A 15,877-nucleotide genomic window follows, 5' to 3' on the forward strand; every position below is an offset into this window, starting at 1 on the left:
CATGGCATGCTGTGGTTTCTCGACTTTGATGTTGTGGACCCATCCCGAGGCGATCTAGGATCGTCGGAGGAAGGTGGCGGGCCATTGCCGGAACAGGATGCGAAGCGTGCGCGGTCGGTTTTCGACCGGGTGAAGGGCGAGGACTGGTATCTTCGCTGCAGCGACCGGGCGCTGGAGGCCTTCGCGCGCGCGGGCTCGACGCGGCGGATGACGCATGGCGAGATTCTCTCCCAGCGTGGCGACATGGTCGACGCTTTGGCGATCATCCTCGACGGCACTCTAGAGGTCAGCATAACGACTTTCGACGGTCGGCGTCATGTGCTGGGCTTCGTGGGACAGGGGCAACTCGTCAATCTTATCCCCATTCTCGACGATCAGGTCGCGATCCACGATTTCTACACGCACCAGCAGTGTGAGCTTTTCATCATTCCGAAGTCGGCGTTCATCGATGTCGTCGACAGCGAACCGGTTCTCGCACGCCATTTAATGCGCTTGCTGTGTCTGCGCTCCCGGGTCCTGTACGACCGGCTGGCGGACGCGTCGCTTTTGCCGCTCCGGTCGCGCTGCGCCCGCGCGATACTCTCGTTGCTTCCCGTCGCCGACGTGCAGCAGCCTCAGGCGGAACCAGTCCAGATACAGCTCGCGCAATGGGAACTGGCCGACATGGTCGGCGTGTCGCGGCAGACGCTCAACGCGGAGCTGCGGCGGCTGGAGAATCTCGGCGTAATCGAACGCAAATATTCGAACATCCGCGTCACGGATATGAGCGCGTTCATGGAGATTGCTGCTAGCGAATATTAACGACCGATGCCCAAGAAGGCGGGGTGCAATCATCCGCTTTATCCAGTTGGCGTCCCAAAAGCTGCCAGACCGCAATCGGCCAGAGCTAGCCGCCCGCCTTCTTCTGAGCGCGAAAGACATGGAGCAGCGGTTCGGTATAGCCATTTGGCTGCCTGCTACCCTCGAAAACCAGGGCCTGTGCCGCCCTATAAGCGAGGCTCTTGTCGGCATGTTCCGTCATCGGCTGATAAAGCGGATCGTCTGCATTCTGCGCGTCGACCTTCGCCGCCATATGCTCGAATGCGGCGTCCACTTCCTCCACGGTGCAGACGCCATGGTGCAGCCAGTTGGCCATATGTTGGGAACTGATCCGCAGCGTCGCGCGGTCCTCCATCAAGCCGACGTCGTGGATATCGGGCACTTTGGAACACCCGACGCCCTGGTCGATCCAGCGGACGACGTAGCCCAGTATACCCTGTGCATTATTCTCGAGCTCTTCACGAACATCCTCCGGCGACCAGTTCCGCCAAGCGGCCACCGGGATGGTCAGCAGGTCGTCGAGACCGTCGATCGGTTCCGCCGCCCGTTCTTTCTGGCGAGCGAACACATCGACTCGGTGGTAGTGCGTGGCATGGAGCGTCGCGGCCGTAGGTGAAGGCACCCAGGCGGTGTTGGCGCCCGTCCTCGGATGGCCGATCTTCTGGTCGAGCATGTCGGCCATCCGGTCGGGTGCAGCCCACATACCCTTGCCGATCTGGGCTTTGCCCGAGAGGCCGCAAGCAAGCCCGATCTGGACATTGCGGTTCTCATAAGCCTGAATCCAAGCCGATGTCTTCATGTCGCCCTTGCGGATCATAGGGCCCGCCAGCATCGACGTATGTATCTCGTCGCCGGTGCGGTCGAGGAAGCCGGTGTTGATGAAGACGATGCGGTCTTTCACGGCGTGGATGCAGGCGGCAAGATTGGCGCTGGTGCGGCGCTCTTCGTCCATCACCCCGACCTTGATCGTGTGGCGGGTAAGCCCGAGCAGATCCTCGATCGCATCGAATAGCCGGTTTGTGAAACCGGTCTCGTCAGGCCCATGCATCTTGGGTTTGACGATATAGACGCAGCCGGCGCGGCTGTTGCCGGCATCGCGTGCCAGATCGTGCATCGCGATCAGGCTGGTGACGATGCCGTCGAGAATGCCCTCGGGTGCTTCGTTTCCGTCCGGCAGCAGGACCGCCGGCGTCGTCATCAGATGGCCGACATTGCGTACGAACAGCAGGCTCCTGCCCGGCAGCACGACGTCCTCGCCGTCTGGCGCCGTATAGATACGGTCGGGATTGAGCGCGCGGGTCATGAGCGTGCCATTCTTCTCGAACGAATCGGTGAGGTCGCCCTGCATCAGGCCGAGCCAATTCGCATAAGCTGCAACCTTGTCCTCGGCATCGACGGCAGCGACCGAATCTTCCAAGTCGCAGATCGCCGTTAGCGCCGATTCGAGGATGACATCGGCTATTCCGGCCGGATCCGTCTCACCAATCGGATGCGCGCGGTCGAAGACGACCTCGATATGCAGGCCGTTGTGGCGGAACAACCGGCCCTTTTCGCTGCGACCGACATATTGACCGGGGTCGGCCAGAACGATTTCTTCGCTTGCCAGATCGGCCCAACTGCCGCCGGCGAGAGGGATGGCGTTGTCGAGGAATGCCTTTGCCCAGGCGACCACCCGCGCCCCGCGCGCCGCGTCATAGTTTTGGCCGGCAGGGGCTCCGGGGATGGCGTCCGTTCCATAGAGGGCATCGTAAAGGCTGCCCCAACGCGCATTGGCGGCATTGAGCAAGAAGCGGGCGTTGAGAATCGGGACGACCAGTTGCGGGCCGGCCAGGCGTGCGACCTCATCGTCGACAGCGGTGCTGCCGATGGTGAAGGGCGCGGGTTCGGGAACGAGATAGCCGATCTCGGTCAGAAAATGGCGATAGGCTCCGATTTCGAATTCCGCGCCCGCCCTGTCCTTGTGCCAGCCATCGATCTGCGCCTGCAGTTCGTCACGGCGAATCAGGAGCTGCGCATTCTCCGGTGCGAAGCGGGTGAAGATTGAGGCGACGCCGGCCCAGAAGGGCTGCGGCTCGATACCCGTGCCCGGCAGTGCGCGCTCTTCAATGAAATGCGCCAGTACTGGCGAGATCCGTAGCCCGGCTTTCTCGATCATGGTCTTCGTCCTCTCGTTGCCATACGGACATAGACCCGGATCGATCCTTTCGGTAGAGAAGCAATATGAATGTCACTCATTCTCTAGATGAACGAATGATAGGCAACGAATATCGACTGTTCGCTGCCGTGGTCGACGCCGCAAGCCTCGCGGGGGCCGGCCGAGCGCTCGGGATATCGCCCTCGATGGTGTCGAAGCGTCTCGCGGCACTCGAGGAGCGGCTCGGGACGAGGCTGGTGAACCGGACGACGCGGCGTCTCTCACTTACCGAACGCGGCGCCCGCTTCCATGACGAGGTGACGGCAATCCTGGCCTCCATGCGCGAGGCCGAGCGGCGTGTGTCGGACCGCACCGACCATCCGTCCGGTCCGCTGCGGCTTTCGCTCCCGACTTCGTTCGGGCGCCTGCACGTGGTCCCTCATTTGAAGGCATTCCTCGATACCTGGCCCGATATCGAACTGACGCTCGACATGTCGGACGGGCTCAGGGACCTCTTCGCAGAGCGGATCGATGTCGCCATCCGGATCACCGCCGCGATCACATCGGGCTTGACGGCGCACCACCTCGCGCCCAGCCGCCGTCTGCTATGCGCGGCACCATCATATCTGGAAGCATATGGCGCGCCGCGCTCGATTGCGGATCTCGGACACCACCGCTTGCTCGCGGCGACCGGGCAATTGCCCTGGCAGCTTGACGGCCCGTCGGGGCCGCGGATCGTCCGCGGCAGAAGCGCCGTGAACACCAATTCGAGCGAGGCGGTGCGCGAGCTCGCCCTCGCCGGCGTCGGTATCGCGCTGCGGTCGATCTGGGACGTCGGCACGGAACTTCGCGAACGAGAACTGATTCCGGTTTTGCCCGCCTATCAGGGCTCGCTCGAGACGGGCATCTATGCGGTCTATCCGGCCGGAGCACCGCCCACGGCGGCCGCCCGGGCGTGTATCGAGTTTCTGGAAGCGCTCTTCGCCCGGATGGAGTGGGCGGCAGGTGGAGGCTGAAACGATCGCCTCGGTATCGGGCGGGTGCTGCCGTGCCCGCTGCAATCAAACGTTGGCGACCACGACGGCGCGTGGATTGATATAGTTGTCGAGCGCCTCGGGGCCTCCCTCGGTACCATATCCGGAATCCTTGATACCGCCGAAAGGCAGTTCGGCGGTTGGCGTCGCCGGACTATTGACCCACAGCATCCCGACCTCGACCCGGCGAGCAAGAATATCCGCAGTTGCGAGGGATTTCGTGAAGGCGTAGCCGGCAAGGCCGAAGGAAAGGCGATTGGCTTCGAGGATCGCTTCCTCCAGACGATCGAAGCTGCGGATACCGGCGACAGGCCCGAAGGGCTCGTCATTGAAAAGACGGGCCTCGAGCGGCACATCGCTCAGCACCGTCGGCGCCCAGAAATTGCCAACGTCGCCGACCCGATTGCCGCCGGTGAGGAGCGTGGCGCCCTTCTCGATCGCATCCTGCTGGAACTCGGCCATCGCGGCCAACCGACGCGAATTGGCAAGTGGCCCGATCTGCGTACCGTCCGCAAAGCCATCTCCGACCCTGAGGTCGCGAGCGGCGGCCGCCAGCGCGTCCGCAAACGCATGCTTGATGCTCGAATGAACGAGAAAACGAGTCGGAGCGATGCACACCTGCCCGGCATTGCGAAACTTCGAGGCGCTCAGGCTTTTCACCGCGAGCCCGATATCGGCATCCTCGCAGACGATGGCCGGCGCATGACCGCCAAGTTCCATCGACACGCGCTTCATATGTTTGCCGGCTAGGCTCGCAAGCAGCTTGCCGACCGGCGTCGAACCCGTGAAGGTGATCTTGCGAATGATCGGGCTCGAAATCAGATAATTCGAAATCTCCGCCGGATCGCCGAACACGAGATTGAGCACGCCATCGGGAAGACCGGCATCCTGAAATGCCCGGATCAGTTCGGCGGGGCTTGCGGGCGTCTCTTCGGGCGCCTTCACGATCATCGAGCAGCCAGCCGCAAGAGCCGCCGAAATCTTGCGCACCACCTGATTGATCGGGAAGTTCCACGGCGTAAATGCCGCCACCGGCCCAACCGCGTCCTTGATCACCATCTGGCGGATCGCGATGTCCGTTCTGTGCGGGACAAGCCGGCCGTACAGGCGAAAGCCTTCTTCGGCGAACCACTCGATGATGTCACCGGCGGCCATTGCTTCGATCTTGGCCTCGTGCAGCGGTTTGCCCTGCTCCTGCGTGAGAAGTCGCGCGATCTCGTCGGCGCGTTCGCGCATGAGGCCGGCAGCTCTGCGCATGATCTTGCTGCGCTCAGCGGGGGTGAGGTCCCGCCAGATTTCGAAGCCGCGTTGGGCAGCATCGAGTGCGCGGTCGAGATCGGCGCGTCCGCAGTGAGCGACGCGGCCGATTTCCAGTCCCGTCGCCGGATTTTGCACCGCCAGCGAACGGCCATCGGCTGCATCCTGCCAACGGCCGCCGATAAACAGCCGGGTGTCCGGATAGGTCATTGACAGCTCCAAATAAGGTCTTGAGGGCCGCGCGATCGTTGCCGCAAGCGCGCGGGGGACGCGGTGGAAGGGGCGGCATCGTCACAAGTTCGCCGATCCTTCGGGCTTCGCGAAAGTCCGCAGCTATACGGCCCACGCGTCGCCGGGTCGAACGAAGCGGGAGCAGAAACGGGATCGCTTCTACCCCCGCCATGCAGCCCGTCCTGCGGACAAGATGCGACGATAGCTTTGCTTCGGACCGCGCGCGGACCGCGTCAGGCTAGGCCGGCTGCGATTCCTTGTTGCTCGCGGTGGCCGGTGCCTCCTTCTTCTTCAGCGGGACATGCTCTGGAACAAAATCCTTCCAAGTCTTGCCTTCGGGGACGAGGAAATGAGTTCCTGCAATCGTCATCGGATTGCTGTAAAGTGCCGATGGTTCCTCGCCGTTGGCGATGGCATCGGCGAGCCGCAGAAAGACGCGGTAGAGACGCGCGACACCGATGTCGGCGGGTGCCAGAATCTCCTTCGAGCGATCGCGGATCGCGCCCGAGGAGGAGAGGATCACGACATCTTCGGGAACGAGCGGCGGGATTCCGGTCCACGCCCCATTCTTCATCGCCTCGCGATCCTGACGGTAATTGTTCATCCGGTTCGGCTTGTCGGGAAGGAACCAGGTGTCGGGATGTGTTCCCATTTGGATCAGCAGTTCTTCGGTCAGGTTTCCGTCGCGAAGGATGGCGGAGCGCGTCGGTTCGAGACCGAGTTGCTTCTCTTCGTCCCACCAGACGAAATAGTGCAGGGTGCGCGTATCGGTCATCGGCACAATGATGCCGAGAAAATTGCCGTTGGCGTTGTGATAGTGGAACGGCGCAACGAAAGTCGCGAGCCGCACTTCATCGACCGTACCGCCGTCTTCGGTCGGCACTGCGCGCGTCGCGGCGTAATAGAGCCCGAAATCGGTTTCCTGGACCTCGATTTTAGGGGCCGCGACCGCTCCGGCATTCTTCACGGCGACCGCTACCACCGTATCCGAATCCCTCGCGAAGATATCCTTGTGCAGGATCGTCAGGTGCGAACTGTCAACGAGCGCTTCACCGAGCTGAACGAAATTGCATTCGTCGACGACGAAGGCCACGGCCAACCGATTTTCGGCAGGAACATCGAAATAGGGCCAATGCGGGAAGGGCGGCTCGAGCTCCGCGGGCCCCATATACATCCAGATCATGCCGCCTTCCTCACGAACGGGATAGGATTTGGCGCGGAATTTTTCCTTGAAGCGCGGGTCGAGGACGTTGGGCGTTTCCATGATCGTACCGTCGACCGCGAATTTCCAGCCGTGGAAGAGGCAGCGGATGCCGCAGCCTTCGACGCGGCCAAGCACGAGGCTGGCGCCGCGGTGACAGCATTGCTCGTCGAGAATTCCGACAACGCCATCGGTGTTGCGGAACGCTGCGAAGGTCTCACCCATGATCTCCAGCCTGCGAGGCGGACCATCGGGTTCGCTCAGCTACTCGCTCAGCAGGACCGGAATCCAGAACCGGCGCAGCGCTTCGCCCATCGGCGTGCCGCGGCCGGTCTGGCACATCTTCATATTGTCGGCGTGGGACAACATAGGATTCTCCTATTCGCTTGATTTCTGGAGGGGCGTTTTCGGGCGCAGCATTCAGTCTCTCTCTTTCGCTTCTCCGACGAGCAGCACCTCTTCGACGATTTCTAGGGCAGCCCGCGCATTTTGCGCGAGCGAAGGGTCGTCGCTTCCGATGTCTGCTAGAAAGCCGTGACCGGAGCCGGGAAATAGGTGGAGCCCGAAGTCAGGTGTGCGCTCGGCAATCTCCGTCAGCCGAAGGAAATTCTCGGGTGACTGCGATTGGTCCTGATCGCCGAACAGGGCAACATGACGGTGCGGCAAGCCCTCGAGATAGTCGAACGGCACGGGTAGCGGGTCGTCGTTCGCCAGCCCTTGCGGAAATCCATAGAGGCTTACCAGGCTCACCGGAATCCCGCGCCGGGCGAGTTCGAACACGTAAAGACCGCCGAGGCAAAAGCCGGCAACGCCGGTGATGCGCTGCTCGCCTATGAAATGCGCGAAGGCATCGACATAAGCGCGATCACGGACGCGGTGCCGACGCGCGAACGCCGCCTCGCGGGTAACCTCCGGCAAAGGGCCCAGCTCGTGGAAAGGGTCCATCAAATGCACGAATGCGCCGCGCTCGGCCATGTGCGTCGCCAATTGCTGGTAGAAGGGGCCGGCCCCGTAGATGTCCGGCAAAATGGCGATCCGGACCCTTTCTCCTTCGTCGCCGAACGCGAGGCTCGGCAGACCATCGTTCATCGCAACATATTCACCCGGCGGCGGCAACGCCGCCGATGCTTGGCCATGGCACATGATCCGCGCCCGTCAGGCCGCTGCAGCGGCGTGCGCCAAGGCAGGTGCGAGCTCAAAGTCGGTCTCGATCACCTTGATGCCGCTCTCGCGCACATCGGCATGAATCAATTCCGAGTGAACGCCTTCGCAGCAATCGCTGTCCACATACTCGCCGCCCTCGAAATAGGCCTGGGTGGTCAACGTGTGGAATCCGGGTGCGCGAACCTTGTAATGGACATGCGCGGGACGCCAGCTGTGCCGTCCCATGGCTTCCAGCAATGCGCCGACCGGACCTTGATCCGGAATTTTATAAGCGACGGGCACGGTGGTGCGCACTTCATACCCCCCGCGGCATCGGTGCGCAGCTTCCCGCGATAGAAATCGCGCGGAATATTATTGTGGAAGCCGCCATAATGGCCGTCGGGCGTCGAATGCCAGACGTCGATGATCGCGTCGGCAACCGGCGCGCCGGCTAGGTCGAGGACCCGGCCGCGCAGCAGGAGCGGCTCGTGGCGGTCGTCCTCATAGGTCTTCAGCGCGCCCTCGACGAAGGGCGCATCGTCGAGGAAATAGGGACCCTCGAGCGTGCTCGTGCTCCCGCCGAAGTTGCGGTTCTCGATCTGGCAAATGGTCGTGTTCAGAAAGGCATCGATCATAAGCGGCAGCTCGCCGGCCTCGACGGTTTTCATGATGTAGCCGATGCCCTGCCGATACTCGTCGAAGGTCACGTCGTGCTTCATCAGCGCGCCGCGGATGCCCTCGACGATATCGGCCACGACCGCTTCCAAACGATTGCTCATATAACCTCTCTCCTGTGCGTCGCAGCGCCGCCACGACCGCATTCTTCCATTTTGAACTGCAAGACTATGGATTGTGGCGGATTCGGGAAAATACTTTATCGGCCGCCCGCCCATACCTCGACCGTATTGCCTGGAGGCGGATCGCATCAAATTGATCGCTGCCGAGCCGTGAAGATCAAATTGTTCGGAACCTCGATCCGTTCCCGCTCCCGTTCCCGGCCGGAGCAGGCCATGCGACCTTCGAGACATTCGATCCTTGAGGCGCTTTAATCCGTGTAAGTGCTGTGATCGGGCCGGACGCCCGCCCAGGCGTTTGCGATCAGGCGGCGCAGGAGATGCGGCTCGAGCGGGCGCGGATTGGCATAGGCATTCGCAAGCGCCAGCGCGACGGCCCGGTCGATATCGCTCTCCTCCATGCCGAGATCGCGTAGCGCCACCGGGACGCCGGCCCCTTCGGCCAGGTCGTAGATACGACCGGCTATCCCGTCGCCGCCCAGCGCGCGCTTGATGGCGTCGACGGCATCGCGTGCGGTGGGCGCATTATAGGCGAGCGCGTGCGGCAGAATGATCGTGTGCGTTTCGGCGTGCGGGAGGTCGAAGGAGCCGCCCAGCACGTGGCAGAGCTTGTGATGAAGGGCCATACTCGTCTGACCCAGGCAGATCGCGCAGAGCCACGCGCCGTAAAGCGCGTCGCGGCGCGCGTCCTTGTCGTCGGGCCACTGTGCGATTGTCGGTAGCCCACGATAGAGTGCCGCGATGCCTTCCTCGGCCATCAGCTGCACGATCGGATTGCCGTTGGTCGCATAAAGGGCTTCGACCGCGTGCGCCATCGCATTGATACCACTGGTAACCGAAAGCTTCGGGGGCAAGGTCAGCGTCAGATCGACATCGTATATCACCGTTTCGGGGAGAACCTTGGCCGTCACCTGGGTCGTCTTTTCTCCCGCTTCGGTCTGGCCGATGATCCGGGTCATCTCCGATCCGGCATAGGTCGTGGGAATGGCGATCTGGGGAAGGTCGGTTCGAAGCGCGATTGCTTTCGACAGGCCGATCGCCGACCCGCCGCCCAAGGCTACAAGACCATCGATCCGATGCTCTGCGACGATCGCCATGGCGTCGATGGTCACCTCGACCGGGGTGTGCATCCGCGCGCCGTGATAGGTGGCGGCGCACCGGTCGCCCAGAAGCGCGGCAACCTCCTCTGCTGCCGTTCGCTGGTCAGGTGTCGAAACTATGAGCAGACGTTCGCAGCCCAGTCGCTCTGCCTCCTCGGGTAACTTGCCGAGCGTCCCATGGCCGAACAGAACCCGATAGGGCTGACCTTCGAAAACAAACGGAATATTCATGCGATGACCTCGTGGCACTGGAGCCGGGTGCGACTGTCGCGCGCCTTCCGGCAACCCCGGCGCGAATGTGGATGACGACCACGCCGGCACGGCTGGAAGGCTCGCTCTTCGCCGGTCGTCATGATCCTTCGCCCCTGACGCTAGAGAGCGCTAGCCATGCGGTCCAATACTGTTGCTGGCTCCCGGCTATACGGAAGTGCTATCGCTTTCGGCCAAGCTCGCGAGAAACGCATCCACGACGGGCGGTCTGCCGTCGCGGAGGAAAACGCAGCTGATCGCGGAAACGGCTGCGGGATGCTCGATCGGCGAGAAGCAGATGCCAGGCCATGCGAGGCGGGCCACCGATTCCGGGACGATGCTGAGCGAATCGCTGACCAGCACCATGGCGAGCGCCGCAAATACATCTTCGGCGGGATCGGTCATCGCAGGCTGAACGTTTACGGTCATCAGAAACCGCAGGACCTCATCGGCGAAACCGGGACGGCCCAGCTGCGGAAATACCGTCAACGAGCGTCCGTGGATCTTCTCCAGCCCGTCAATCGGCGACGGCGGTTGCGCTGCATCGAGACGCTCGGCGAGGTACAGGCGCTCTTCGCCGATCCGCATGGTCTGGAGGTCGTGATCGACCGAATAATATCGGGCGAAGCCGATGCCCAGCTGGCCGTCGCGGAGCCGCGCGACCTGTTCGTCCTTGCTGGCTCTTTGTATCTTGACCGAGATATGGGGGCGGGCGGTCATGAAAGTGCGCACCAGCTGCGGAACGACCGTGTAGATTGTCGCTCCGAAATAGCCGATGTCGAGGCGCCCGAGCTCGCCGGCCTGCGCTGCCCTCGATTTTTCGATCGCGGTATGGCTGATATCGAGCAGGCGCTTCGCCTCGACGAGGAACAGCTTCCCGGCTTCGGTTACCTGCACACCTTTCGAGGATCGGACGAGCAGTTCGACACCGAGCTCGTCCTCCAACTGCTTGATCTGCCGCGTGATTGGAGGCTGCGAGACATGCAGCTTGCGCGCTGCGGCGGTCAGATTGCCTTCTTCGGCGACGGCAACAAAATAGCGTAGTTGGCGAAATTCCAAAACATGCTCCCATACCGTTCACGTATTGCGTGAGCCCTGCATTAGTATTTTTCTTCATCGAGCAACAGGGGCAACATTGGCCGACAAACGGAGCTGTCGGACAAACCGGTTCGATGGCAGCCGGGAAGCGAGACGAGCCCTGGTTCGCCCCGCTTCGGCGCAGGGGAGACAGATTTCAGATGACTTTGGTGACAGAGCTCACGCCTCCGGCGGCGAGCGCGCCCCCATTTTCCGACCATCCGGATCATGTAATCGCCGCCGTCACGGCGACGATCGTCGACTTGCCCCTTCGTCGACCGCATTTTCATGCAACCGGCACTCACGCCACGCAGTCGCTCGTTATGGTGGAGCTGGTCACGTCTGGCGGTGCCGTGGGCTGGGGGGAGGGCGGAACGCCGGGCGGCACGGCCTTCTGGGGCGGCGAGTGCGTCGAAACGATCAAGCTGATGATCGACCATTATCTCGCGCCGGCCGTCATCGGCATTAGCGTTTTCGACCAGGAGCGAATTCTTGCTGCGATGGACCGTATCGCGGCAAACAATCATTTTGCAAAGGCGGCGATCGATATCGCCGTCCACGATGCGGCCGCCCGCTTGATTGGCATATCGGTGTCGCAGATGTTCGGCGGAACGGCGCGTTCGACCGTTCCTGTCCTATGGGCTCTGGCAGCAGCTGCCTATGAGGCCGATGTCGCCGACGCGATCGAGCAGATCGAGGCCGGCCGCCACAGCGTCTTCAAGATAAAGATTGGCAAGGGCGATGCCGCCTCGGAAACCCGGCGCGCGCTGGAGACGGCGACGACCATTCACGATGCTCATCCCGATGCAAGGTTCGTCGTCGATCTAAATCAGGCGTGGGACGAGTCGACTGCGATGCGCTGGCTCGCGGCTTTTCAGGAGCGCGATTTCCTCTTCGTCGAGCAGCCCGTTCCGGCCTGGAACGTCGAAGGCATGATCCGTCTCGCGTCGCGCTTCGAAATTCCGATCATGGCCGACGAGGGATTGTGGGATTTCCACGATGCCTATGAGCTGATCCGGCGCGGCGCGACCGACATCTATGCCGTAAAGATTGCCAAGGGCGGCGGCCTGCGGCGGGCTTTCAAGGCCGCCGCCGTTGCCGAGGCTGCCGGGGTTCCTCTGTACGGGGGGATGGCGCTCGAGAGCTCCGTCGGGACGGCGGCAGGACTGCAGCTGTTTAGCGCGCTCCCGAACCTTCCCTTCGGCTGTGAGTTGATCGGCCCCAGGCTTCTGGCGGAAGATCTCACGGTCCAGCCGATCGCGTATCGCGACCGGGAAGTCGTCGTCCCGTCAGGCGTCGGCATGGGGGTTGAGATCGACCGTGATCGTGTCCGAAGCTTCACCCGGCGCAACAAATGACAGGGGATTCCGCTCTGATACTGGCTGCCGTGGCTGTGGGTGTGGCGACATATATCCAAGGCATCACGGGCGTTGGCTTCGGGATGGTAGCGATGCCTTTGCTTGTGCTGATCGATCCCGGCGCCGTTCCTGGCCCCGTGATAATCGCCGGGATTTTCGCTTCGGTGCCTTTCCTTATTGCCGGCTGGCGACAGGTTGCGTGGCGCGAGCTCGCCATTCTGCTTCCAGGGGTCGTGATCGGTTCGCTCGTCGCGGCGATTGTCATCAGCCTTGTCGCATCGAACACCTTGCGCGCTTTCGTTGGCCTCCTGCTCGTTGTCGTAGGAGGCGCAGCGGTGTTTTCGAAGTCCCGCGCGCCGGGTCCGGTCGCTTTCACTTCGGCTGGCTTCGCTACCGGATTCATAGGCACCGTTGCGGGCGTTCATAGCGCGCCGCTTGCGATCCTCTACCGCTACGACACGCTGGCGAAGGTGCGTCCGACTGCTGCAGCGCTGTTCGTTGCGGCCTATATCCTGTCGCTTGCGGGGTTGGCGGCGATTGCTCCGAGCCAGCTGGGATCGCCGACGATCGTGCTCGCAATGATACCGGGCGTCTTAGTTGGCCTTTTTGCTGCCAGCGGGCGGTTCGCCCGGCCGGCCGGCGGCATCATGCGCCCCATCATCCTCATGCTGTGCATTCTCGCCGGGCTACGTCTCATCGCGAGTGCCATGGGAGGCGGCATCCTTGCCGCGATGGCGATATGAGCGCGGTTCTCGATGCGTCCCGCGATTTCGAATGGTCGACGGACTCGGTTCGCGGCCCCTCGGCCCTGAGCTGCTGGATGGATCGCGTCGGGGCCTGCCTGACCGAAGTCGATATCGAGAGTCGGGCTTTCGGTGGACATCGCGCTCGCATCCAGCATTTCGAATTGGGTCCGGTGCAGCTGAATTTCCTGTCCGCCACCTCGCAGCGCATCGTGCACAGCAACGCGATGATCAAGCACAGCGCGAATGATTACCTTCTCCTGTTTTTCGAGAAGGGCGCCGGGAAGCTGCGGCATTATGATCTTGAAGTCACGGCTCCCGAACAATGTTTCATTCTCCTCGACAACCAGCAACCCTATGAGCTGCTCCGGGAAACCGGGGGATCACACTGTCGATGCGTCTCCAGGATGCCTGGCTACGCCATTGGCTCCCCCACCCTAAGACGGCGGTCGCTACACCTATCTTTGCGGAAGACGGATGGGGATCGTCGCTGGCCGCGACGCTCAAGACGATCTCTCACCATGGCCTGGCCGACGCGATCCTGCCGCGCGGGGTCATCGCCGATCAACTCGGGGCATTTCTGGCGCTGATGATGGGTGGACGGTGCCAGGCCGTCAGCCGTCATCGGGGAGAATTGTTCGTGCGCCTCAAACGATCCATGCGCGCCAGACTGGATGATCCCGATCTGGATCCCGGAACGATTGCTGATGCTGTCGGAATATCCAAGCGTCATCTGCATGGCCTGTTCGCACAGGCGGGCACGACCTTTGGCGCCTTGCTGATCGAGATGCGCCTCGAGCGCGCCGCCGGCATGCTGCGTGATGGACGTTTCAGCGGGTATCGCGCGGCCGATGTCGCATGGACGTGTGGCTTCGCCAACGCGAGCCACTTCGCGCGGCGATTCCGGGCAAAATATGGCGAGACACCCGTCCGCTACCGCAAGGGGGACGGATCCGGATCCATTCGGGCGCGTCCCGTCGCGTCGGGCCGGACTCCTTCTTGCGCTTTGACGGCAGGGGCGCCTTCTGCCGGACACAAGGAACGCCCGGCGCCTGCCGGCGCTGCGGGGGCCGAATGAGCCCGGCTCGCGATTTCAAGCCGCGAAGGTTGCGCTCGGAGAGCATTTTTCGCGCGCTGCGAGGCGCGCAGCAAAGCCTGCGCGAAGATATGATCGAACGCAGGAGAACAAGGATTCTGGGACAGGAGACGATCCGCCGGTTGCTGTCGGAAGCGACGCGTGCCGCCCTTGCGCGGCGCCCAGCAAGAACCGGTTTTGCGCGTCGAGCGGGCATGCCCTTCGCTGCAACGCAATCTTTGATCACATCCTACGACAAGTCCGACGTCCGTTTCACATATGATCTAGGCGGCCCGGGCGCGACCGATAACGACATCACGATGATCAACGGCAATGATCAAAGCTTTAAGCAGGTGAGCCAGGAACTGCGGCTGCAATCGACCGGCAAGGGGCCGTTACGCTGGATCGCCGGCTTCTATTATTTTCACGAAAGCTCGCTCCTCGGGCAGAATATGGGGTTCGGCCCATTCAATGGCGGGACCGGCGCGGGCGGTGCGGCTGCTCTGCTGCTGCTTGCCGGCGACCCGTACAGCAATCAGGCGGCGTTCAGTATCGCCCGGCTCAAGAACGAGGTACTCTCGCCCTATGGCCAGGTCGAATATGATATCAGCCGGAAAGTGACGGTCAGTTTCGGTCTTCGCTACACCGACGACAAGAAGAGGGCACCTTCGCTCTTCGTCGGCAACGTCGGAACCGGGACGCTCGGCCGTGACCAGTTCCGGTCGAACGAGGTGATCGGCTCGCTCGCGGGCGGGCTGCCGCTCTGCGACCTGGACGGGGACGGAAATCTCGCCGGTGGCACGCCCGACAATCGCGGCAAACCCTGTTCGCAAATCCTCTCGCCGGACGACATCCGCGCCAAGGAATGGGGCGGGAAGGTCGGGATCGACTTCAAGCTTGCCGACGACACGCTTCTCTATGTCAGCGCTTCGCGGGGGTTCCGCTCGGGCAAGCACGACATCGAGTTTTTCCATGGTCCGCAGACCGGCTTTGCGCGGGAGGATCAGCAGGTCGAGACGCTCGATGCGTTCGAGGTGGGGCTGAAATCGGAACTGTTCGACCGTACTCTGGTGCTGAACGCGGCGGTCTTCTACTATATCTGGAAAGATCAGCAGTTCTTCGACGTCAACCCCAATACCGGTCCGGTCTTCATCAATGTCCCGGAATCGCAGCTCAAGGGCGCGGAGATCGAACTGCGCTGGAATCCGGGGAGCGGCTTTTCCGCTCAACTCTCGGGCGGATTTCTCGACAGCGAGGTGACCGACGCCGGCACCGATCCGTCGGGTTTGGTGCAGAAGGGGCACGCCCTGCCATTTGCCCCGAAATATTCGGCCAATGCACTGGTAGCCAAAGAGTTCGAGATCGGCGACAACAAGCTGCGTCTGCAAGCCGACCTTCAGTATCTCAGTAAGTCGAAGGGCTTCCTGCGCGACGTCAATTATGTCGATGCGATCGGGAGCAGCGTTTTCCTGAACACGCGGGCGACATGGTCCTTCGGTGCGGACCACCGCTACGATCTCAGCGTCTATGCCACGAACCTTACCGGGCAGACGCGCTGTGAGTATAAACGCGACCTGTTCGCCTTTTCGGGAGCCGCTTACTGCCTGCCGAATTCGGGCCGGACGCTTTTTGGCGCCGAGGCGCGAGTGAAGTTCTGAATCA

Annotated in this window: 13 protein-coding genes and 1 pseudogene; 7 read left to right on the plus strand and 7 right to left on the minus strand. The window is 62.4% G+C overall.

Annotation, left to right across the window (positions count from 1 at the left end; all coding sequences use genetic code 11):
- The first annotated feature begins 6 nt into the window (after window positions 1-6).
- Window positions 7-801, plus strand: a complete 795-nt coding sequence (locus B6S01_RS00670) for a Crp/Fnr family transcriptional regulator (RefSeq protein ID WP_062793000.1) — start codon at window positions 7-9, stop codon at window positions 799-801.
- A gap of 85 nt (window positions 802-886) precedes the next feature.
- Here the strand turns inward: B6S01_RS00670 and B6S01_RS00675 are convergent, their stop codons facing one another.
- Window positions 887-2,974 carry a malate synthase G gene (locus B6S01_RS00675; protein WP_037466758.1) on the minus strand — a complete coding sequence of 696 codons (2,088 nt, stop codon included), beginning with the start codon at window positions 2,972-2,974 and terminating at the stop codon, window positions 887-889.
- A 95-nt stretch (window positions 2,975-3,069) separates the two neighbouring features.
- Here B6S01_RS00675 and B6S01_RS00680 point away from each other — a divergent pair, with 95 nt between their 5' ends.
- On the plus strand, window positions 3,070-3,969 hold the full coding sequence (locus B6S01_RS00680) for a LysR family transcriptional regulator (protein ID WP_034156878.1): 900 nt from the start codon (window positions 3,070-3,072) through the stop codon (window positions 3,967-3,969).
- Between the two features lie 45 nt (window positions 3,970-4,014).
- Here B6S01_RS00680 and B6S01_RS00685 read toward each other — a convergent pair whose 3' ends face one another.
- The 6 genes and pseudogenes from B6S01_RS00685 to B6S01_RS00710 all read right to left on the minus strand — a co-directional run bounded on the left by B6S01_RS00685 (window position 4,015) and on the right by B6S01_RS00710 (window position 11,021).
- On the minus strand, window positions 4,015-5,454 hold the full coding sequence (locus tag B6S01_RS00685; protein ID WP_020997462.1) for an NAD-dependent succinate-semialdehyde dehydrogenase: 1,440 nt from the start codon (window positions 5,452-5,454) through the stop codon (window positions 4,015-4,017).
- Window positions 5,455-5,713: 259 nt separating this feature from the next.
- The gene (locus B6S01_RS00690; RefSeq protein WP_256837422.1) at window positions 5,714-6,940 is read right to left on the minus strand and encodes a Rieske 2Fe-2S domain-containing protein; all 1,227 of its coding nucleotides are present in this window, start codon (window positions 6,938-6,940) and stop codon (window positions 5,714-5,716) included.
- Window positions 6,941-7,096: 156 nt separating this feature from the next.
- On the minus strand, window positions 7,097-7,765 hold the full coding sequence (locus B6S01_RS00695) for a dienelactone hydrolase family protein (RefSeq protein ID WP_052215406.1): 669 nt from the start codon (window positions 7,763-7,765) through the stop codon (window positions 7,097-7,099).
- Window positions 7,766-7,831: 66 nt separating this feature from the next.
- A pseudogene (locus tag B6S01_RS22065) lies at window positions 7,832-8,847 on the minus strand (chlorocatechol 1,2-dioxygenase).
- Between the two features lie 17 nt (window positions 8,848-8,864).
- On the minus strand, window positions 8,865-9,944 hold the full coding sequence (locus B6S01_RS00705) for a maleylacetate reductase (protein WP_020997467.1): 1,080 nt from the start codon (window positions 9,942-9,944) through the stop codon (window positions 8,865-8,867).
- Between the two features lie 186 nt (window positions 9,945-10,130).
- Window positions 10,131-11,021 (minus strand): LysR family transcriptional regulator, encoded by an 891-nt coding sequence (locus B6S01_RS00710; RefSeq protein WP_077145339.1) that lies wholly within the window; start codon window positions 11,019-11,021, stop codon window positions 10,131-10,133.
- A 179-nt stretch (window positions 11,022-11,200) separates the two neighbouring features.
- On the opposite strand from B6S01_RS00710, the gene B6S01_RS00715 reads away from it, so the two are divergent.
- The 5 genes from B6S01_RS00715 (at window position 11,201) to B6S01_RS00735 (ending at window position 15,873) form a co-directional block, all read left to right on the plus strand.
- On the plus strand, window positions 11,201-12,397 hold the full coding sequence (locus tag B6S01_RS00715; protein WP_081570248.1) for a muconate cycloisomerase family protein: 1,197 nt from the start codon (window positions 11,201-11,203) through the stop codon (window positions 12,395-12,397).
- Entirely contained in the window at window positions 12,394-13,140 is a 747-nt protein-coding gene (locus tag B6S01_RS00720; RefSeq protein ID WP_037468440.1) for a sulfite exporter TauE/SafE family protein, read from the plus strand. Before B6S01_RS00715 ends, B6S01_RS00720 begins: the two co-directional genes overlap by 4 nt.
- A gap of 77 nt (window positions 13,141-13,217) precedes the next feature.
- Window positions 13,218-13,730: an AraC-like ligand-binding domain-containing protein gene (locus B6S01_RS22070; RefSeq protein ID WP_409372958.1), complete on the plus strand. Its 513-nt coding sequence runs from the start codon at window positions 13,218-13,220 to the stop codon at window positions 13,728-13,730.
- 68 nt (window positions 13,731-13,798) lie between these two features.
- Complete coding sequence (locus tag B6S01_RS22075; protein WP_409372959.1) at window positions 13,799-14,218, plus strand: helix-turn-helix transcriptional regulator; 420 nt, start codon at window positions 13,799-13,801, stop codon at window positions 14,216-14,218.
- Window positions 14,219-14,430: 212 nt separating this feature from the next.
- Complete coding sequence (locus B6S01_RS00735; RefSeq protein ID WP_037467195.1) at window positions 14,431-15,873, plus strand: TonB-dependent receptor; 1,443 nt, start codon at window positions 14,431-14,433, stop codon at window positions 15,871-15,873.
- Window positions 15,874-15,877: the final 4 nt, after the last annotated feature.

It is taken from the genome of Sphingobium herbicidovorans (assembly GCF_002080435.1).
GTDB lineage: Bacteria > Pseudomonadota > Alphaproteobacteria > Sphingomonadales > Sphingomonadaceae > Sphingobium > Sphingobium herbicidovorans.

What these genes read in the sequence shown, in the direction of transcription:
- B6S01_RS00675 (WP_037466758.1), bottom strand. Translation starts at nt 2,974, where the DNA reads ATGATCGAGAAAGCCGGGCTACGGATCTCGCCAGTACTGGCGCATTTC.
- B6S01_RS00685 (WP_020997462.1), bottom strand. Translation starts at nt 5,454, where the DNA reads ATGACCTATCCGGACACCCGGCTGTTTATCGGCGGCCGTTGGCAGGAT.
- B6S01_RS00670 (WP_062793000.1), top strand. Translation starts at nt 7, where the DNA reads ATGCTGTGGTTTCTCGACTTTGATGTTGTGGACCCATCCCGAGGCGAT.
- B6S01_RS00695 (WP_052215406.1), bottom strand. Translation starts at nt 7,765, where the DNA reads ATGAACGATGGTCTGCCGAGCCTCGCGTTCGGCGACGAAGGAGAAAGG.
- B6S01_RS22070 (WP_409372958.1), top strand. Translation starts at nt 13,218, where the DNA reads ATGGATCGCGTCGGGGCCTGCCTGACCGAAGTCGATATCGAGAGTCGG.
- B6S01_RS00720 (WP_037468440.1), top strand. Translation starts at nt 12,394, where the DNA reads ATGACAGGGGATTCCGCTCTGATACTGGCTGCCGTGGCTGTGGGTGTG.
- B6S01_RS00735 (WP_037467195.1), top strand. Translation starts at nt 14,431, where the DNA reads ATGCCCTTCGCTGCAACGCAATCTTTGATCACATCCTACGACAAGTCC.
- B6S01_RS00705 (WP_020997467.1), bottom strand. Translation starts at nt 9,944, where the DNA reads ATGAATATTCCGTTTGTTTTCGAAGGTCAGCCCTATCGGGTTCTGTTC.
- B6S01_RS00715 (WP_081570248.1), top strand. Translation starts at nt 11,201, where the DNA reads ATGACTTTGGTGACAGAGCTCACGCCTCCGGCGGCGAGCGCGCCCCCA.
- B6S01_RS22075 (WP_409372959.1), top strand. Translation starts at nt 13,799, where the DNA reads ATGCGCGCCAGACTGGATGATCCCGATCTGGATCCCGGAACGATTGCT.
- B6S01_RS00680 (WP_034156878.1), top strand. Translation starts at nt 3,070, where the DNA reads ATGATAGGCAACGAATATCGACTGTTCGCTGCCGTGGTCGACGCCGCA.